At 69.3% G+C, this 17946-nt stretch carries 16 protein-coding genes and 1 tRNA gene; 8 read left to right on the top strand and 9 right to left on the bottom strand.

Annotated features, from left to right (window positions below; translation table 11 throughout):
* Nucleotides 1-2 precede the first annotated feature (2 nt).
* On the top strand, nt 3-935 hold the full coding sequence (locus tag ASD13_RS01620; protein ID WP_055865088.1) for an agmatinase family protein: 933 nt from the start codon (nt 3-5) through the stop codon (nt 933-935).
* Nucleotides 936-979: 44 nt separating this feature from the next.
* Here the strand turns inward: ASD13_RS01620 and ASD13_RS01625 are convergent, their stop codons facing one another.
* The 7 genes from ASD13_RS01625 to galU form a co-directional block, all read right to left on the bottom strand.
* A complete protein-coding gene (locus ASD13_RS01625; protein WP_055865092.1) occupies nt 980-2377 on the bottom strand; it encodes a HupE/UreJ family protein in 1398 nt (465 codons plus the stop codon).
* Entirely contained in the window at nt 2374-5523 is a 3150-nt protein-coding gene (locus ASD13_RS01630; protein WP_055865095.1) for a LamG-like jellyroll fold domain-containing protein, read from the bottom strand. Before ASD13_RS01630 ends, ASD13_RS01625 begins: the two co-directional genes overlap by 4 nt.
* A 162-nt stretch (nt 5524-5685) precedes the next feature.
* The gene (locus tag ASD13_RS01635; protein WP_082531366.1) at nt 5686-6399 is read right to left on the bottom strand and encodes a GntR family transcriptional regulator; all 714 of its coding nucleotides are present in this window, start codon (nt 6397-6399) and stop codon (nt 5686-5688) included.
* Nucleotides 6400-6542: 143 nt separating this feature from the next.
* Nucleotides 6543-6615, bottom strand: a tRNA-Ala gene (locus tag ASD13_RS01640).
* 52 nt (nt 6616-6667) lie between these two features.
* On the bottom strand, nt 6668-7513 hold the full coding sequence (locus ASD13_RS01645; RefSeq protein WP_055865100.1) for a hypothetical protein: 846 nt from the start codon (nt 7511-7513) through the stop codon (nt 6668-6670).
* A gap of 93 nt (nt 7514-7606) precedes the next feature.
* Nucleotides 7607-8236 carry a GNAT family N-acetyltransferase gene (locus ASD13_RS01650; protein ID WP_200935152.1) on the bottom strand — a complete coding sequence of 210 codons (630 nt, stop codon included), beginning with the start codon at nt 8234-8236 and terminating at the stop codon, nt 7607-7609.
* Nucleotides 8237-8261: 25 nt separating this feature from the next.
* Nucleotides 8262-9149 (bottom strand): UTP--glucose-1-phosphate uridylyltransferase GalU, encoded by an 888-nt coding sequence (gene galU / locus ASD13_RS01655; RefSeq protein WP_031205546.1) that lies wholly within the window; start codon nt 9147-9149, stop codon nt 8262-8264.
* Nucleotides 9150-9190: 41 nt separating this feature from the next.
* On the opposite strand from galU, the gene ASD13_RS01660 reads away from it, so the two are divergent.
* Genes ASD13_RS01660 through mscL form a run of 3 tightly spaced genes read left to right on the top strand, consistent with a single transcriptional unit; the run spans nt 9191 to nt 10521 of the window.
* On the top strand, nt 9191-9787 hold the full coding sequence (locus ASD13_RS01660; protein ID WP_017828900.1) for a 5-formyltetrahydrofolate cyclo-ligase: 597 nt from the start codon (nt 9191-9193) through the stop codon (nt 9785-9787).
* 14 nt (nt 9788-9801) lie between these two features.
* On the top strand, nt 9802-10074 hold the full coding sequence (locus tag ASD13_RS01665; RefSeq protein WP_017828901.1) for an FmdB family zinc ribbon protein: 273 nt from the start codon (nt 9802-9804) through the stop codon (nt 10072-10074).
* A 24-nt stretch (nt 10075-10098) separates the two neighbouring features.
* Nucleotides 10099-10521 (top strand): large conductance mechanosensitive channel protein MscL, encoded by a 423-nt coding sequence (gene mscL, locus ASD13_RS01670; protein ID WP_055865112.1) that lies wholly within the window; start codon nt 10099-10101, stop codon nt 10519-10521.
* A 286-nt stretch (nt 10522-10807) separates the two neighbouring features.
* Here the strand turns inward: mscL and ASD13_RS01675 are convergent, their stop codons facing one another.
* Nucleotides 10808-14527: an ATP-binding protein gene (locus ASD13_RS01675; RefSeq protein WP_055865124.1), complete on the bottom strand. Its 3720-nt coding sequence runs from the start codon at nt 14525-14527 to the stop codon at nt 10808-10810.
* A 178-nt stretch (nt 14528-14705) separates the two neighbouring features.
* Between ASD13_RS01675 and ASD13_RS01680 the strand changes: the two genes are divergently transcribed.
* The 3 genes from ASD13_RS01680 (at nt 14706) to ASD13_RS01690 (ending at nt 16640) form a co-directional block, all read left to right on the top strand.
* On the top strand, nt 14706-15233 hold the full coding sequence (locus tag ASD13_RS01680) for a methylated-DNA--[protein]-cysteine S-methyltransferase (protein ID WP_055865127.1): 528 nt from the start codon (nt 14706-14708) through the stop codon (nt 15231-15233).
* Nucleotides 15234-15343: 110 nt separating this feature from the next.
* Nucleotides 15344-16201: a LuxR C-terminal-related transcriptional regulator gene (locus tag ASD13_RS01685; protein WP_017828906.1), complete on the top strand. Its 858-nt coding sequence runs from the start codon at nt 15344-15346 to the stop codon at nt 16199-16201.
* 94 nt (nt 16202-16295) lie between these two features.
* Nucleotides 16296-16640 carry a histone-like nucleoid-structuring protein Lsr2 gene (locus ASD13_RS01690; protein WP_031205549.1) on the top strand — a complete coding sequence of 115 codons (345 nt, stop codon included), beginning with the start codon at nt 16296-16298 and terminating at the stop codon, nt 16638-16640.
* Between the two features lie 48 nt (nt 16641-16688).
* On the opposite strand, the gene ASD13_RS01695 is transcribed toward ASD13_RS01690, so the two are convergent.
* Complete coding sequence (locus tag ASD13_RS01695) at nt 16689-17336, bottom strand: MarR family winged helix-turn-helix transcriptional regulator (RefSeq protein ID WP_081603847.1); 648 nt, start codon at nt 17334-17336, stop codon at nt 16689-16691.
* A gap of 88 nt (nt 17337-17424) precedes the next feature.
* On the opposite strand from ASD13_RS01695, the gene idi reads away from it, so the two are divergent.
* On the top strand, nt 17425-17946 hold the full coding sequence (gene idi / locus ASD13_RS01700; protein ID WP_055865130.1) for an isopentenyl-diphosphate Delta-isomerase: 522 nt from the start codon (nt 17425-17427) through the stop codon (nt 17944-17946).

Raw genomic sequence — 17946 nt, forward strand, 5'->3', positions numbered from 1 at the left:
TCATGAGCCCCCACACCGCACAGCTCAGCAACGACCCGCTCTGGCCGCGTGCCGGATCCTGGCCCGCATTCGACGGCACCGCCGACGCCGTCGTGCTCGGAGTGCCGACCTGGCGCACCTCGCTGTCACCGACGGGAGCGCACGCGACGCCGGCCGCGATCCGCGAGGCCCTCCCCCGCTACGGGACGACGCTGATGGGTCCGCCCGCGATCGAGCTCGACGAGGTGCTGCGCATCGCCGACGCCGGTGATGTCGCCGACCCCGACGGTTCCGCCGGCGAGGCGCGGGTCATCTCCCGCGTGCGCGAACTCGCCGCGGCCGCGAAGCTCGTCATCGCGCTCGGCGGCGACAACTCGCTCACCTATCCGACGGCGCTCGGGGCCGAGGCCACCGGACTGATCACGTTCGACGCGCACTTCGACCTGCGCGACGGCGTCTCCAACGGCACGCCGGTGCGGCGCCTCGTGGAAGACATCCCCGCCGCGTCGCCGGTCGACACCACCCGGATCGACCCGACACGGATCGTGCAGATCGGCATCGCCGACTTCGCGAACTCCGCCGCCTACGCCCGGCGCGCAGCCGACTGGGGCATTCGCGTGATCACCCTCGACGAGCTCCGCCGCCGCGGCATCGACGACGTGATCGCTGAGGCCCTGGACGTCGCAGGAGCAGGAGCCGATCCGCGGATCCACCTCGACATCGACGTCGACGTGTGCGACCGCTCGGTGGCGCCCGGCTGCCCCGCGAGCGTTCCCGGCGGACTGCAGGCCTGGGAGCTTCGGGCGCTCGCGCGTGCCGTGGCCTCGGACTCCCGTGTGGTGAGTGCCGACCTCGCCGAGGTCGATGCGACCGCCGACGCCGACGATGCCCGCACCGTGCGCCTGGCGGCGCTGTGCGTGTTGGAGCTGCTCGCCGGCCTCGCGTCGCGTCGCTGACTCCGGAGTGCGCCCGCCACCGTCTCGGGGCGGGCGCACTCCGGTCAGGCTCCGGCGATCAGCCTCTCGACGAACCAGAACAGCCCGACGGCAGCGACGACCGCGGCGATCCAGAATCCCGCCGAGGGCAGCCGCCGCCGCAGCAGCACGAACAGCGGGAACACCACCGCGATCACCAGAAGCTGCGCCAGCTCGATGCCCACGTTGAAGACGAGGAGCGCCCCGAGCAGATCCCACGAGAACGGCTCGTCGATTCCCAGCGCTCCGGCGAAGCCCACGCCGTGCATCAGCCCGAAGGCGAAGACCACGCCGATACGCAGCAGATCCCCTCGGGTGAAGCCGTCGACCACCGCTGCGGATGCCGGCGCCGCGAGGATCCGCTCACGCACAGCGACAGCGTTCCCGCCGCCCCCGACGAGCGGCTGCTCGTCGAGAGGACCCTGGGGCTTCCCGGAAAGAGGCCGAAGCGTCCCGTCCGCCCCCATCGCATCCGTCCGCCTGGCACGCCGGAACCGTCGCATCTCCCAGAGCGCGACGACGGCGATCGACAGGGCGATGGCCGGCTCCACGATCCACGCGGGAATGCTCACCACCCCGAGGGCGGCGAGGATGAAGGTCGCCGAGTGCGCGACCGTGAACGCCGTCGCCGCCAGCACGATGTCCCTGAGCCGGCGAGATCCGATGATCAGCGCCAGCAGGAACAGCAGGTGGTCGGGGCCGAGCAGCAGATGCTCTGCCCCCAGCACGAGGAACTCACCCATCCGAGAGCCCCAGTCGGTCGTGGTGACCATCGAGGGGTTCGTGTCGGTGTCGAGACTGGCCACACCCGCACCCGAACGCACGTCGTAGTCGACGATCGTCGTCGTCATGCCCCCGGGAGCCGTTCCGGGGAAGAGCTCGGTCGTGATCCGATACGGCACGGGCATCGCCTCGACCTGCGCCGTGCAGTCGGCTTCGATCACCAGGCGCGCATGCGGCACGCCGTCCCGGATGACGATCTCGTAGGGCGCCACCACGGCGTTGGGGCACGCCTGCGACGGCTCCCCGTCCTGGGCCACGCTCACCGAGAACCGAGGCAGCACGTATCCCTCGACGGAGTCGGCGTGATCGTCGAGCACCGCGGGCGTGAGCTTCTCCGGATCCCGGCCGCTCGCCTGCACGTCGGCGTAGGCCTCCTGCTCGAAGGCCGTGTCGCCCATCGCCCGCGCTCCGTCGGTGGCGAGCAGGACGTACTCGATGTCGAGCACGGTGCGCACGACGCCGCGCTCGGGTTCGGACACATCGGCGAAGACCGTCGCCGCATAGCTGTGCGCCGCGGCCGGGGCCGCCGTCAGCATCACGCTGACGGCGACCCCGGTGAGGGCGACGACTCCGGCGACCAGGGTGCGGATCGCCGGTCGGGGGCGCTGGCGCGCACCCGGATGCCGACGCCCCGTGCTCATTCCTGTCCCTCCGGGCGGCGGAGCATCCGCCGGCGGAGCAGAACGCCGCCTCCGGCGAGCAGCAGCAGTCCGGCGAAGGCGAGCATCGTCGGGGCCGGGCCACCGGTCGCCGCCAGCGGATCGGACTGTCCACCGGCGGAACCGCCGCCCTGGTTCGCGCCGCCTCCGGTGTTGCCGCCACCGGGGTTACCGCCGGGGGTGCCACCGGGGTTGCCGCCGGGGGTGCCGCCGTCAGAGCCGGCCGTCGAGGTCACGGTGAACGTGACCTGGTTCTGCCGGGCGGCCGCGTCGGTCGCGATGTACTTCAGGGTGTAGGTGCCGGTCGCGGTCGGGGTGAACGTGTATCCGTCTCCGGCAGCCGCGGCGAGTGCCCGCAGGCCGGACGCCGGGTCGTCGACGGGCACCGGGGCACCCGACGGGTCGGTCACCTCGAGCATCGTGCTCACGCGCCCCGAGTTGTCCACGGCCTCGGCACGCGGGGCGGTGTAGGCGGTTCCGACTGTGGCCTCACCCGCGGGTTCCGGGGCGACGCGCACGAGCGGCGGCATGGTGTCGAGTACGGTGAGCTCCCGCGTCGCCACCCGGTACACGTCCTTATCGGAGAGCGGAGCGCTGTAGACCTCGACTCCGGCGATCCGCCCGTCCATGGTGGCGTCGTCGAGCGCGCCCGACGTGTTCGCGTCGCCGCCGATCACCATGTAGCGCGCATCGGCCGCGCTGGGCTTGACGGAGAACGACACCCCTTCGGACTCGGCCTTTCGGACGCCGTCGACGTACAGCCGTGCATCCTGACCGTCATACCAGGCGGTCACGTGGTACCACTGGCCGTACTTCAGGCTGACCGCCGGACGAGGCGAAGCGTACCAGAACTGCAGCTCGTACGTCGTCGCGCTGGTGCCGACGGCCTCGAGACCGATGCCGCCGCTCTGCATGCCGCCGAACACGTCGACGTATCCGCCGGCGATCGCGTCGAGACGGAAGGTCGCATCGAGGGTGAAGCCGTCCTGCAGCGCTGCATACTCCGCGTCCGTCCACTTCGGAGTGCGGATGCCGGTGGCAGCCCCCTCCGCGCCGATCACGACATCGGATCCGACGGCGGGATCGTTCTCGATCCGGGCATCGGCGCCTGCGGTGAGCGGACGCGCGGCCGGAGAGGAGTCGCTCGCCGTGCCGCCCGCGAAGCCGACATCCAGGAGATCAGCCGTGGGCAGGGCAGCGCGGAGGTCGTCGAAGGTCAGGCTGCTGGGGTCGAAGGGCCCCTCACCGCCGCTGCCCTCGGTGCTCGTGAACCGGGCCGTCAACGCCGACCCCTCCTTGCCCCAGGCGTTGATGGGGGTGACCCGCACCTCGTACTCCTTTCCGGGGAGCAGGTTCCACACCTCGTGCCTGCGGTCGGCAGGCATCGGCAGGTTGTAGAAGCCCGACCACTGCAGGAAGGAGTTGACCTCCTCGCCGGTGGCCACGTCGACCGTCGAGTAGCGGTACTTGTGCACGATGTCGCCGACGGAGTTCGGCGCGGGGACGGCCTGCGGGAACGAGACCATCGCCTTCGCGCTCGCGATGTCGCCCACGGTCACGGCCGCACCCTCCGGCCAGACCGGCCCCGCGGACTGGCTCGCTCGGTAGGTGTCGTTGAACGGGAACCGCTCGTCGTAGCTCTTGGTCTCATCCACGGAGTCAGCCACGTCCCAGGTCCACGTCTGGTCGATCCACTGATCGGCGAGCAGATCGTAGTTCTTGATGGTGACGGTGGAGCCGGTGATCTCGACGATGGCCGTCTGGCGGTTGTTGCCCGCGTCATCCGGCGTGGTGTCGTTGCCGCGGCTGGTCGGGCTCGAGTTCACGACGCCGGACTCGAACTCGTAGTACGCCAGCGGCGGCGCGTTCACGGTGGTGAATCCCTGAGTGGACCGCTCGCCGCTCCGGTTCTCCTGGCCCTGCCAGATCGAGGTCGGGATGTTCTGCGGCGTGTGGATGTGACCACCCCAGACGACAGCCTGCGGGAAGTCATCGAACACGGACTGGAAGCCGTCGCCGCAGCCGCTGGAGAGACCGGTGCCGTACCACTCGTTCGAGACGTAGTGGGTGCACTGGAGCGGGTGGTGCACCAGCACCATGACGGGCTTGTTCGGGTCCTCGGCCGTGGCGGCCGCCAGCCTCTGCTGCAGCCAGGACTGGGCATAGGCGTAGTTGCCGCCGCTCGCTCCCGAGGGCTTGCCCGTGTCGGGGTCGATGGTGCCGCTGCCCGGCGACACCGTGATGACGTGGTATCCGTTCACGGTGTAGTCGGCGTTCGGCTTCTGACCGCCCGTCGCCTGCGTGAACAGGTCGTACGACGAGATGCCCGAGACATCGTGGTTTCCGAGCGACGCGATCGCCGGGATGCCGAGGCCTGCCTTCGAATCCATCGTCTGCTTGAGGCCGGCGAACTCGCCCGGCGTCGCACTGTTGGTGAGGTCGCCGACGAACAGGGCGGTCTGCACGTTCTCCTGCGCCCAGAAGTCGTAGGCCTCGGCGAGCTCGTCCCAATTGACGTGGATGTCACCGATCGCCGCGAAGCGCACGTCCGGTCCTCCGGCCTCGACCGCCGGCGCCGCCGCGACGCTCGGAGCCGCGGCCACGGCCGCATCCGGCGCACCGGTCACGGTGATCGTGCGGGTCTCCTCGCTCACACCGCCCGCGGCATCGCTGATCGAGTAGGCGACGACGTACTCGCCGGGGATCGTCGGGGTGAATCGATACCCGCCGGACTCTTCCGGCATCACCATCGTGACGACACCGGAAGGGTCTTTCACCGTGACGACGAGCTCGCTCGCGGAGCCGTCGACGTCGACCGCCGCGGCCGGCGGGAGCACGATCGCGCGCCCGACCTGACCGCTCGTCGGCGCCTCGCCGTCGAGACGGATGATGGTGCCGCCGGTCTCGGTGGAGCCAGGAGCCTCGCTGTCGGACACGGCGAGAGCCGACCGGTCGGAGGCGGCGACAGCCGGTGCAGTGAAGTTGGGTGCGGCGAAGGCCGGTGCCGCCGTCAGAGCGGGCGCTGCGATGCAGGCGGCGACGGCGACCAGCGATGCGGGGCGCAGGAGCCGGGTGAATCCACGGCGGGAGAGGGTCGGATCGGGGGCGGGCGGTTTACGACGAGACACGGAGCATCCTCTGTGAGAAGAGAAGAAATCGGACCCACCCAATCGACCGCCGCGAGATGTCCGGTGGGTGAACTCCGACCGACCTGCGCGTGTCATCGTGCGCCCGCACGCGGATCCGGGCGACCCGGTGCGCACAGTGGGCGCGTGCCGTCAGCCCGGACTTCAGTCCTCGCCCGGAAGCGCGGCGGCGCCGAAGGCCTGCGCCTCGAACGAGATCGTGTGCGGGACGTAGCGGTCCTCGGCGCATTCGACGGGGCGGCCGTTCGATGCGAAGGTCTCCCGTCGCACCTGCAGGAGCGGACTGGACCTGCGCACCCCGAGCAGACGCGCATCCTCGGTGGCTGCGGCCACCGCCTCGATCCGGTGGTTCCCCGACGACACCAGGATTCCGGCATCCGCGAGCACCCGTGTCGTGGAGACGACATCGTCGGGGACGCCGGTCACATGCGGCACCACCCAGGGCGCCCAGGTCGAGCGCTCCACCATCACGGCACGCTTGTCGAGGGTCCGGACCCGGGTGAAGGTCAGGACGTCGGCATCCGTCCGAATAGCCAGCAGACGCGCCTCCCGCGCCGTCGCCTTCCTCGTCGCGCGTGCCACGATGAGACCGCCGGGTGTGCGCCCGCGACCGCGGGCCCACTGCGTGAACGACCGCATCCGGTCGAATCCCTGCGGCTGGCTGGGCTGCACGAACCATCCGGAGCCCCGGTGCGACTCGACCAGGCCTTGCCGCGCCAGGGTGGCGAGCACGGTGCGGATCGTGCGTCGAGAGACGCCGTGGAGGGCGGCCAACTCCATCTCGCTGGGAAGTCCTGCTCCCCCGGCGTAGGTTCCGTCGAGGATCTGCCCGCGCAGACGGGCCAGCACCTCACTCATCGGAACGCATGCGAGCGCATCACGGCGTTGTCGAGCGGAACGCTCCCGGGTTGCGACGGCACAGCTCACTCTAACGCCCGTGCGCCGTCACGCAGGAGATGACTGAAGCCCCCGGGCATGTGCCTGGGGGCTTCAGTGTTCGGTGGACCTAAGGGGATTCGAACCCCTGACCTCCTCGATGCGAACGAGGCGCGCTACCAACTGCGCCATAGGCCCGTGAACGACATCTACGCTATCACGACGGAGAAGCTGTTCGTGCCGCGGACGGTCATCCGGCGGCGCGGCGCGAGAGCATCTCGCGCACGTGCGCTTCGATCTCGGCGTCGTCGACGAAGCCCATCCGCGCATACGGCGATGAGGCCGCAGGCAGGGCCACCGGGGCCTCGGGCGCCATCTGCTCGGCACGCTCGCGCAGAGCAGCGACCCTGGCTGCCTTGCGACGCTGCTCCTGCGCCTCCAGCTGGGCCTGCGCGGCCTGCGCGCGGGATCCCGCCACCGAGACCAGGGGCTCCGGCAGCGGCCGCGGCGTCCACGTCGCCCGTCCCTGATCGTGCAGCTCCGGCGCGACGCGAGGAGCGGCGGGAGCGGAGACGACGTGCGTTGCTCGCGCGACCCGGCCGGCGACGGCGGCCATGCGCTGCAGCGCGACACCGGCGACGACGATCGCGGCACCGCCGAGCCAGAGCAGCAGCGCGCTTCCCGCGGCCAGCAGCTGCCAGACACCGAGGCCGGCGAGCACGAGCCCGACGAGGAGAGTGCTGGTCGCCGCGACCCGCACACGTCGACGCGCGCGCGCACGACGGATCACGGGATCGGCTCGGGTGGCGGCGAGTTCTTCACGGAGCGCCTCGAGCTCGGCGGCCTCGCGTTCGGACTGCACGCGCTTGGCCAGCTTCTGCTGCGCGAGCGCGGTGCGCGCATTCAACTCGAAGCGCACCTCACCGGGGGTCTCGCTCGTCTCGGCGAGCACGCGCAGGGCTTGGTTCAGCCGCACGGCGTTGCGTTCGGCGGCGTTGTACTGGAAGCGGCCCCGCCACGAAGGCAGAAGATAGAGCATCCAGAGCAGCACGGAGACGAGTACGATCACTCCCCCGCTCAGCACCGGCCCATCCATACCGTCCACGCTAAGGGTTGCGAGCGGGCAGCGCCGTACACACGGGCGCGTGTCGCGGCGAGTCCGTGCGGATCCGCCGCCGGAGCACCCGTTTCAGTGCGAGATGCGGTCCGAGGGCGGCACCGTCGCAGCATCGGGCGGCACCTGGCCGCTGAGCCAGCGCGCGAGCACGCCCTGGGGCACGTCTTCCCTGGTCAGAGCGAACGCGTAGTGGTCGCGCCAGTCGCCGTCGATGTGGATGTAGCGACGACGCAGTCCCTCGTAGCGGAACCCCAACTTCTGGACGATGCGCAGACTCGCGTCGTTCTCCGGGCGGATGCAGATCTCCATCCGGTGGAGCCCGTACTCGGTGAAGCACGCGTCGGTGGCCATCGCGACCGCCGTCGGGGTGATTCCCCGACCGGCGAACCGCTCGCTCACCCAGTACCCGATCGTGGCCGAGCACAGGGACCCGCGCGAGACTCCCCACACGTTGAGCTGCCCTGCGATCTCGCCGTCGTACTCCATGACGAACGGGTAGCCCGAGCCGTCGCGATACTGCTGGAGCAGCCGTCGGATGCTGAGCCTCATGTCGAACGACACCGAGCCGTACGGGACCGTCGCCTCCCACGGCTGGAGCCACGACCTGTTGGCGAGCAGCTCATGCTGCAGCGGTCTCGCATCCTTGGCACGGACGAGCCGCAGTTCTATGGGTCCGTGTCGCATTCCTGCCGCCAGATCCATGCCGCACCGACGCCCGCAGAGTCGCCTAGAGGCGTTCCGCGAACTCCTTGAGCCAGGGGCGCAGCTCGGGACCGAGGTCGTCCCGGTCTGCCGCGAGCTGCACGATCGCCTTGATGTAGTCGACGCGGTCGCCCGTGTCGTAGCGGCGTCCGCCGAAGATGACGCCGACGACGCCGGGGCCGTCGGGATCGGTCGCGAGCACCTGCAGCGCGTCGGTGAGCTGGATCTCGCCGCCCTTGCCAGGCTCGGTGTGCTCGAGGATGTCGAACACCGAGGCCGGAAGCACGTAGCGGCCGATGACGGCCAGGTTCGACGGTGCGTCTTCCTGGGCGGGCTTCTCGACGAGTCCGGTGACGCGGACGGCGTCGGATCCTTCGAGCGGCTCGACCGCGGCTGCACCGTACATGTGGATGTTGGCGGGGTCGACCTCCATGAGCGCGATCACGGCGGCGCCGGAGCGCTCGTGCTCGGCGATCATGTCGGTCAGCAGCGCGTCGCGCTCGTCGATGAGGTCGTCTCCGAGGAGCACGGCGAAGGAGCTGTCGCCGACGTGGGTGCGTGCACGAAGGACCGCGTGCCCGAGCCCCTTCGGTTCTCCCTGGCGGACGAAGTGGATGTCGGCGAGGTCGCTCGACTTCATCACACGCTCGAGACGCCCGGTGTCGCCCTTCTCCATGAGCCTGACCTCGAGCTCCGGCACGGAGTCGAAGTGGTTGGAGATGGCGTTCTTGTTGCGGCCGATGATGACGAGGATGTCGTCGATGCCGGCATTGGCCGCCTCTTCGACGACGTATTGGATCGCCGGCTTGTCGACGACGGGGAGCATCTCTTTCGGCATCGCCTTCGTCGCAGGGAGGAATCTCGTACCCAGGCCTGCTGCGGGAATGACGGCTTTGATCTTGTGGTCAGCCATCTTGCCAGCCTAGTGGTGAGCGCCGACGTAGACTCGGAGCCATGTCGAACGACGTCGAACATGCGAAGCGCGCACTCCGCGCCGAACTCCGCGAACGACGCCAGCTCCTCTCCGACACGCAGCGCGAAGCCGCGGCCACGGCCATCGGCGAACGCCTCGACGCCCTGGTCGACGAGCTCGGCGCCCGATCCATCTCGTGCTTCCTCTCCACCACCACCGAGCCGGGCACCCGCGAGTTCGTGACCAGGGCCGTGCGCCGCGGCATCCGCGTGCTCCTGCCCGTCACCCGCGCCGACGGGCTGCTGGACTGGGCTGTCGCCACCGATGACGACGAGGTCACCGAGGGACTCTTCGGCCTGCCCGAGCCCACCGGCGAGGTGCTGGGCCCGATCGCGGTGAACGACGTGGACCTGATGATCGTCCCCGCCGCGGCGGTCGATCGCACCGGCATGCGCATGGGGTGGGGACGCGGCTACTTCGACAAGACGATCGGCTCGATGGAGAAGTGCCCTCCCGTCTACGCCGTGATCTATGATTCCGAGGTACTCGACGAACTTCCGCGAGAGGTGCACGACCAGCCGGTGAACGGCGTCGTCACCCCGTCGCAGACCCTCACCCTGTCGCCACGCCGGCGCTGATCGCAAGGACCCCCATGCCCACCTACGCCTATGCCTGCACCGCGTGCGGACACACTTTCGACGCCGTGCAGAGCTTCGCCGACGACGCTCTCACCGTGTGCCCCGAGTGCGGTGGCGCGCTGCGCAAGCAGTACGGCTCGATCGGTGTGACCTTCAACGGCTCCGGCTTCTATCGCACGGACTCGCGCGCGAAATCCGGGGCTTCGAAGGATGGTTCGGCATCATCGAAGACGGAATCGACGACGAGCGCCAAACCGGCGGCTGCGTCGACTCCGGCCTCTTCCTGAGGCCCCGATCTGTTGGGGGATCCCATGCTCAAAGGTTTCAAGGACTTCCTGCTGCGCGGCAACGTCATCGACCTGGCCGTCGCTGTCGTCATCGGCACCGCATTCACCGCGATCGTCACGGCTGTCGTCAACAGCATCATCAATCCGCTCATCGCGCTCTTCCTGAAGGCGGATGCGACAGGCCAGTTCGGCATCCAGGTCCCGAACATCTACGGAGAGATGGTGACGTTCCCGATCGGCGACCTGATCTCGGCGATCATCAGCTTCCTCGCCGTCGCCGCCGTCGTCTACTTCGTCTTCGTGCTGCCGATGAACACCTTCAAGGCCCGTGTCGAGGCTCGCAAGGGCACGCCGGCCGAGGAGCCCGAGGAGGAGCCGGCCGCATCGACCGAGTCCGAGCTGCTCGTCGAGATCCGCGATCTGCTCAAGGCACAGCGCGGGGCCTGAGAGGTTCCACTCGCACGACGAGACGCACGGTTCCTCTTCGGAGGGGCCGTGCGTTTCTCGTCCGCGGGCGCAGACCGAGACTCACGCTCAATAGTGCGGCGGCACGTCCCGCATCAGCTGATCGTCGTTCGGACCCCTGGCGCCCTTCGGCCGTGTCGGCGGAGGCGATACCTGGGCGGGGCCGGACTCCGGTTCGGGATCGCTTCCCGGCACCGGTGTGAGACGCGCACGTCGGGAGCCGGATACCCGCACGACGCGCTGGCGCGGTTCGGGGGTGTCGGGCTCGTCAGTCATTCCGGGGGTCGACGATGTCGATCGGCTGCGTGTCGTTCTCGGCACGCGGGGCGGAATCCGAGATGCCGAGCACCGCAGCGATCCGCGTCGCGACAGTCGCGGGGTCGCTGTAGAGATCGAAGGCGTGCACCCGCACGTAATGCCAGCCGAGGCGACGCAGCACATGCGGTCGCAGACGCAGGGTCTCCCGCAGCGATTCTCCTCGCGACTCCGGGTCGGACTCGATCACGACCGCCTTGCCGCCGTGCTGCGCGACCAGCGGGAGCAACCCGCGATAGTCGACATCCACCGAGGCTCCGAGCCGCCGCAGCTCCCGCGCGAGGGCGAGCGTGAGCGGATCGGCGAGATCCTCCAGGCGGGCATCCCTGCTGCGCGCGGCCAGGCCGCCGAGGATCGACATCAGGGTGGCCGCTCCGTGCTCCAGGCGTCCGTCGTCGAAGGACGAGGGGCGGATCGACGACACGAGCACCATCGACCGGCGGGCCCTGGTCATCCCGACCGTGAGAAGTCGCTCTCCGTCCGGAGTGGAGAGATCGCCGAAGTCGCTCAGGACGCGGCCGTGCTTGGTGAGCCCGAACCCCAGCGAGAAGATCACGCGGTCGCGACTCTCGGCGACCGACTCCTCGAGGGTCAGCACCGCGAAGGGTTCGACCGTGTCGCGCCCGACGAAGTCCGCCACATCCGAGCGTCCGGCGAACGCCGAGGTGACGGCCGCGCGCACGCGCTCGGCGTGACGGGCGCTCGCGGTCACGACCATGAGGGACTCAGCCGGACGGTGCACGGCGTGCTCGACCACGAGGGTCACGACCCTGGCGACCTCGGCATCCGGACTCTCGACCGCGCCGGAGATCGGATCGGGCGTTCCCGTCCCGCCCTCCACGTAGTCGACCGTGAGGCTGCCACGACCGAGGTACGAACCCGCCCAGGGAAGGGAGACGATCTCGCCGCCGTAGAACGCGTCGTTGATCAGTTCCGCGAGGTCCTCACCGCCGGCACGATAGCTGCGGGTCAGGGTCATCACCGGCAGGAGCTCGGAAAGACGCTCGAAAGCCGAGACGTCGTCGAACGGCACCTCGGGCTCCCACGACTCCTCAGGATCCACCGCGATGCGGAAGGGAGTCGGGCGCTGCGTCACCGGGTCGCCGAACGCGACGATCTGGCGCGCGCGACGGATCGCCGGGGCGGCCTCCGCGAGGTTGATCGCTGCGGAGTCGACCAGGATCACGGTGTCGAACTCCACAGAGTCCGGAATCTCCGGGACGAGGTACGGCGACGAGATCCAGACCGGTGCGAGCACATCGACCAGGGTGGGCGCGGCGCTGACGACCTGCGCGGTCGTGGTCGCTGACTGCGTCAGCGCACGGCGCAGGTGCTGCGACTGCTGAGGCTCGTCGACGATCGCGATCCGCCACTGGTTGGCCAACTGCCATGCGAGCAGCGGTCCGGCCATCGCGGCATGGGCCTCATCGACCAGGCGGAAGTCCCGTTCGAGGCGGTCGACGACAGCGGTGTTCGCGCCGAGGAGCGCGCGGTTGTCCTGCAGGGCACGCTCGAGGAGGGACTGCCACCAGGCGAATTCGAGCTCCTCCCCCACCTGGGACTCCGCGACATGGCGCACCGAGAGCTCGGCGAGAAGGGGCTCCAGCCCGAGAAGGGCGAGCCGATCGCGCAGCTGAGCGCGCTCGACGAGGTTCTCGAAGACATCGGACTTCGCAGCGAGCCCGGCGAGGGTGCGGACGAGTCGCGCGACCGGGAGCGAGGCCAACGGTTCGCGACGCCCCAGTGCGACATCGAGCTCGCTGAGTTCAGCCTCGACCCGCTGCCAGGCCGCGTACACATCGGCGAGACCGAGGGGAATCTCCGGCGCGACGCCGGCTTCGACGAAGCGCTGCCACTGCGTGCGCTGCGCCTGGATCCGCAGAAGCGCCTCGTGCATCTCGGTGACATGCACGCCGGGGCGCACGTACTCCTTGGCCAAGCGCCGCAACCGCCGCCTGTTCGCACCCGACAGCCCAGGGGCGTCGCGACGCGAACCGTGCGCCTGGATGAGCTCACCCAGCGGGCGCTCGAACACGGTCGGGCTGAAGCGGTCGAGGGAGTCGCGGATGCCCTGCAGCAGTCGCAGGTACTCGCCCAGCTCGTCGATGGTCGCAAACGGGCGCATGTGCGTCTGGGCGATCAGCTCGTAGCCGCGCTCGAGGAGGGCCGGCACGCTGTCGGAGTGCAGGCGACCGGCGAGCTCATGAGCCGCACGAGCCGCTTCGGTGCTGGAGAAGGTCACCCCGTACCAGGGCGAATCGTTCGGGCCGAAGCGGAACTCTCCGAGACGGGCGGCCTGCGCGAGAGCCTCGGCGGCTTCGCTGCGATCCGCGGCGAGACGGCGCAGCGCATCGGGGCCCAGTCGAGCCGTGGTCGACGGCGGCACCGGGAGCGATGCCAGCCGCGTCAGCTGCCTGGTCGCATCGAGCACGGAGGCGTTCAGCCCGGCCACCGGCGCACTGAGCGCCTGGCGGTAGTCGCGAAGGACCGTGCGCAGGCGCACGAGCGCGTCGTCGACCTCGCTGACCTTGGGCGCCGTGGCCTTCTCGTTGCGTCCGATCGCCCTCACCAGGTCGCGCCGCACGCTCGCCGGCGAGATCGCCAGGCTGTCGAGCCCGATCCCGGCGAGTCGATGGCGCACGCCGTCCAGCGTGGAGCGACGGGCGGATACGACCAGTACCCGCTTGCCGCCGCGCACCAGCTCCCCGAGCGCGTTGATGACGGTCTGCGTCCCCCCGGTACCCGGAAGAGTGGCCACGGTGAGGGAGTGCCCTGCAGCGATACGGGCGAGCACCGCCTCCTGCTCCGCGTCGGCGTCGAGGAGGAGGTTGTCGGATGCCGGAGCGCGATCGTCCGGGCCGATGTGATGAGGGGTGGCGCGCGGGGCGGTGACCTGCTCGCGGTCGCCCACGTGGCCGGCGAGCGCGTTCAGCACCTGATGGTCGAGACTGCCGCCGTCGCGGGACATCACGCCGGACACATCGGCGAACGTCGAGACGACCAGGCGCGGCTCGACCGAGAAGGTGTCGATCGAGCGCGTCAGCGCGCGCAGGCTGTCGATCACGGGCTGCGGTTTGAAGATGCCGCCGTCGTAGGCCAGCGCGGCGAGGGCTACGGCATCGATCGTGAGGCCGAAGTGGTCGCGCGCGATCCGCACGAGTTCCGGGTTCACCTCGAAGGTTCCCTGGAGCTTCAACTCGAAATCGGAGTGGTGGCGGCGGATGGCCAGCGGGCGCAGCAGCACGGGGGCGGCGAAACCTGCGCCGCCGATGCGCCACCGTGCGACGCCCACGGCGAGATGCACCGCTTCGATGCCGCGGACCGTACGCAGCTCGGTGTTCTTCGCCGTGATCCGCTCCGCGGCCAGTCGTGCCGTGCGCAGTCCGACCTCATCACGGAAGAGGTTCGACAGCAGCGTCGACTTCCCGGTGATGAACTGCGGCAGGCTGCCCGGGTGCGCCTTGGAGATGTCGATGCCGGACTCCGGGGTGTCGCGGAAGCTGACCAGCGGCGAGGGGCCGCCGAGATCGGCCGCTTCGGCCCTCAGACGCGTGCGCTCGGCCTCGGCCGCGTGCGCGATGTCGATGCCCGTCGTGGTCCCGTGCAGGTCGCCGATCGGCACAGCAGGGTCCACCGCTGTGTCGTCCGCAGACTTGTCTTCACGTCGCCACACACTGACACCCTAGGCGCGTGACCCGCGGAGGCGCGGTATCCCGGGCGGGTTTCCGCCGAATTCCGCCGTCCGAGAGGCAACCTGCACTCCTCCTGCCCGGTGTGGTCGCCGCTCGCGTTCTCCACCCGGAGCGGCCGGCGCAGGAGTCCGAGTCGGATCGGGCGGTCAGGATGGGGGCATGACCTTCCGCTACGACTTCGCGCCGACACCGTTCGGCGATGCTCTCGCGGTGTTCTCCGACGAGGGCATCGTGCGCTTCGACCTCTCCGAATCCGAAGACCCGCGCGTGCCCTGGCTGCTCGAAGGCGTCTCCCGGCAGCTGAGTGCGGTGCCCGAGCCCGACCCCGGTGCCGCCGACGAGCTCGCACACCTGCTCGCCGAGTACTTCGACGGCGAACCGGTGCGCTTCGAGGAGCACATCCGGCTCGACTGGCGACTCGTCGACGGGTTCGCCCTGACCGCGCTGCAGACGATCTGCGACATCGGGTGGGGAGAGACGATGAGCTACGGAGAGGTCGCGGTGCTCGCCGGGCACCCCGGTGCGGCGCGCGCCGTGGGCACGGCGTGCCGCATCACCCCGTTCTCGATCATCGTGCCGGTGCATCGCGTCGTGCGCTCCGATGGGAGCGCTGGTCAGTACGGAGCGCACCCCGAACGCAAGCGGTTCCTGCTCGACCTCGAGGCGAGCGGAGCCGCCGGCCGCTGATCTCGTGGGCCCGGCGTGTAGGCCGCCGGGCCCACGCGCATCTCGACGTGAGTGATATCGTCGACGCTACGAAACGGGGAACTGCGTCGTCACCCCGGAAGTAGGTAGTCGTGTCCTCACCCGTCACCCGCGAATCCGAGGCGGATCTCATCGCCAATGCGGTGCGCGAGCTTGCCAGGCGCACGCGCTTCCCGGTCGCTTTCGGCGGCCTCATCGAAGAAGGCGTCGTGAGCGTCACCAGCATCGTCGGTGCGCGCACCCGATCACTGGACGGTCTGCGCGTGCGTCCGGAACGTGGACTCGGCGGACGGGCGATGATGGAACTGCGCCCCAGGATGACGAGCGACTACGGGTCTTCGCAGCAGATCACGCACGACTACGACGTCTTCGTGCTGGGTGAGGGACTGCGCACTCTTCTCGCCCTTCCGATCGTCGTCCAGGGTCGTTCTCGCGGCGTGCTCTACGCAGGAGGCTGGGATGAGGAGCGGGTCGGCGGGGTGACCACCGCTCCCGCCATGCAGGTCGCGCAGTCCGTCGCCGACGAACTGCGCATCCGCGACGAGGTGCAGCGACGGATGCAGGAGGCGCCCCTCGGCGTCGACAGCGTGGCACCGGCGCACCGGGAGGAACTGCGTCAGAGCTTCGCAGAACTTCGCAGCATCGCCGCCTCTGTCGACGACGTCGATATCCGCGCGAGGATCGCGCACGTCGAACGCCGACTCATGACGCTCGCGGGAAGCACATCCGCGCCGGCGACAGGCCCCATCCCCACGGTCCGCCTCTCCCCCCGCGAGACCGATGTGCTCGCGTGCGCGGCGCTCGGTTCGACGAACGCGGAGATCGCCGCGCAGCTCGGCCTGCGCGAAGGCACGATCAAGGCGTACCTCGGAACCGCGATGTCGAAGCTCGATGCTTCCACGCGTCATGCGGCTGTCACCAGAGCGCGGCGTGCGGGACTTCTTCCCTGACCACAGGGAATTGATTTATTGCTTCGCGTGAATTCCATTGCGCTAATGATTGTTCCGACTTGTCGCATTTCGTCCTGACGGGTAAAGTCCCCGTATGGCAAGACGAATTGTGCATCAGCTGGTAGACGACATCGATGGCAGCGTCCTGGAGGTCGGCGAGGGCGAGACTGTACATTTCTCGCTCAACGGCGCCGCTTATGAGATCGACTTGAACTCCGCGCACGCCGATGAATTGCGCAAGGCCCTCGAGCCTTACGTGACTGCGGGGCGAAAGGCCGGCTCCTCGAGCGCTCCTCGCACCTCCGCGGCTCGGAAGCGGCCCGCGCGCAACCCCGAGGTCGCAGCCATCCGCGCCTGGGCGAACGAGAATGGGCACAAGCTCTCCGAGCGCGGTCGCATTCCCGCACAGGTCGTGGACGCATACAACGCCGCACACTGACCTCGGTCGCAATTAAGCAGCACTTCCGCCTGCACCGGCAGGCGGGTATTAAGCGCCTCCCTGCAACCAAGGTTCGTCGCGGAGCGTGATCTCTTCTGTCATATCCATGAGGAATCGGATCACGACTTCCCTTTCGGCAGGCGCGAGTCGGGCGGCAGAATAGAAGCGCTTCGCCTGCTGCCGTCCGACGGTTTCCATCGCGGCATGACGCGTCTGCGCGGTGATGTTGATCTGCAGCGCCCTGCGATCCGTCGGGTGCGGGGCACGCGTGATGTGCCCTCCCTGTTCCAGACGGTCGAGAAGCTTGGTCGTCGCCGCGGTCGAGACCCCCAGGTGATGCGCGATCCCTCCGGGCGTCGCCACCAGGTTCCGGTTCGCGCACACGATCAGGTAGTGCAGCGCGCGCATGTCGGTCTCGTTCAGGCGCATGTATCGACGCGATGCCTGGGAGAGCGTCTGCTCCGCCTCGCGCAGTCCGGCGAGCGCCTCCATGACCCTCGAGATCTGCTTGAGCTCCTCCGGCGAGACGCCGGTCCGGTCAATCAGGACACTGCGAGGATCGCTCGCCTCGACGTCGTAGATGGCCGAATGGGTCAACCCGTCCGGGGCCGCCCCGGATGACCGCGATCCTTCGCCTGCGACGGGGAGCGAATCCTGCGCGCCCGCGTGCGGGGTGGTGCCGGGCTCCGTGTCCATGCGATCATGTTACACACCAACAGTTTCATGCTAAGTTGACTACTCACCAAGTTAGCTAAATGGAGAAGCTTCAGAACAGGGAGATGCCATGGACGACGTGACCCTCCTCGCGGAAGACGGGACAGCCATCGGCACCCTTCCCAAGAGCGAAGTCCATACCCACGACACTCCCCTGCACCTCGCCTTCTCGTGCTACGTCCTCGACCGCGAAGGACGACTGCTGCTGACGCGCCGAGCACTCTCGAAGAAGACCTGGCCCGGTGTCTGGACGAACAGCTTCTGCGGGCATCCTCGGCCCGACGAGGCGATGTCCGATGCCGTGCGTCGACACGGCGCCGGCGAGCTCGGCCTGCAGCTCTCCGAGATCCGGATGATCCTCCCCGATTACCGCTACCGCGCGGTGGATGCCAGCGGAATCGTCGAGAACGAGATCTGCCCCGTGCACGTCGCGGTCTTCGACGGCGAACCCGCCGCCAACCCCGACGAGGTGTCCGAATGGACGTGGGTCGCCGTCGGTCCGCTCGTCGAGGCCGTCACGCATGCGCCCTTCGCCTTCAGTCCCTGGCTGGTCGAGCAGCTCCCGCTGCTGCGGCGGCTCGGCGAGGTGTGA

Origin of the sequence: Microbacterium sp. Root1433D1, from assembly GCF_001426835.1 — a bacterium.
Taxonomy (GTDB): Bacteria; Actinomycetota; Actinomycetes; order Actinomycetales; family Microbacteriaceae; genus Microbacterium; species Microbacterium maritypicum.

What these genes read in the sequence shown, in the direction of transcription:
- ASD13_RS01625 (WP_055865092.1), bottom strand. Translation starts at nt 2,377, where the DNA reads ATGAGCACGGGGCGTCGGCATCCGGGTGCGCGCCAGCGCCCCCGACCG.
- ASD13_RS01680 (WP_055865127.1), top strand. Translation starts at nt 14,706, where the DNA reads ATGACCTTCCGCTACGACTTCGCGCCGACACCGTTCGGCGATGCTCTC.
- ASD13_RS01665 (WP_017828901.1), top strand. Translation starts at nt 9,802, where the DNA reads ATGCCCACCTACGCCTATGCCTGCACCGCGTGCGGACACACTTTCGAC.
- idi (WP_055865130.1), top strand. Translation starts at nt 17,425, where the DNA reads ATGGACGACGTGACCCTCCTCGCGGAAGACGGGACAGCCATCGGCACC.
- ASD13_RS01695 (WP_081603847.1), bottom strand. Translation starts at nt 17,336, where the DNA reads ATGGACACGGAGCCCGGCACCACCCCGCACGCGGGCGCGCAGGATTCG.
- ASD13_RS01620 (WP_055865088.1), top strand. Translation starts at nt 3, where the DNA reads ATGAGCCCCCACACCGCACAGCTCAGCAACGACCCGCTCTGGCCGCGT.
- ASD13_RS01635 (WP_082531366.1), bottom strand. Translation starts at nt 6,399, where the DNA reads ATGAGTGAGGTGCTGGCCCGTCTGCGCGGGCAGATCCTCGACGGAACC.
- ASD13_RS01645 (WP_055865100.1), bottom strand. Translation starts at nt 7,513, where the DNA reads ATGGATGGGCCGGTGCTGAGCGGGGGAGTGATCGTACTCGTCTCCGTG.
- mscL (WP_055865112.1), top strand. Translation starts at nt 10,099, where the DNA reads ATGCTCAAAGGTTTCAAGGACTTCCTGCTGCGCGGCAACGTCATCGAC.
- ASD13_RS01650 (WP_200935152.1), bottom strand. Translation starts at nt 8,236, where the DNA reads ATGGATCTGGCGGCAGGAATGCGACACGGACCCATAGAACTGCGGCTC.
- galU (WP_031205546.1), bottom strand. Translation starts at nt 9,149, where the DNA reads ATGGCTGACCACAAGATCAAAGCCGTCATTCCCGCAGCAGGCCTGGGT.
- ASD13_RS01690 (WP_031205549.1), top strand. Translation starts at nt 16,296, where the DNA reads ATGGCAAGACGAATTGTGCATCAGCTGGTAGACGACATCGATGGCAGC.
- ASD13_RS01660 (WP_017828900.1), top strand. Translation starts at nt 9,191, where the DNA reads ATGTCGAACGACGTCGAACATGCGAAGCGCGCACTCCGCGCCGAACTC.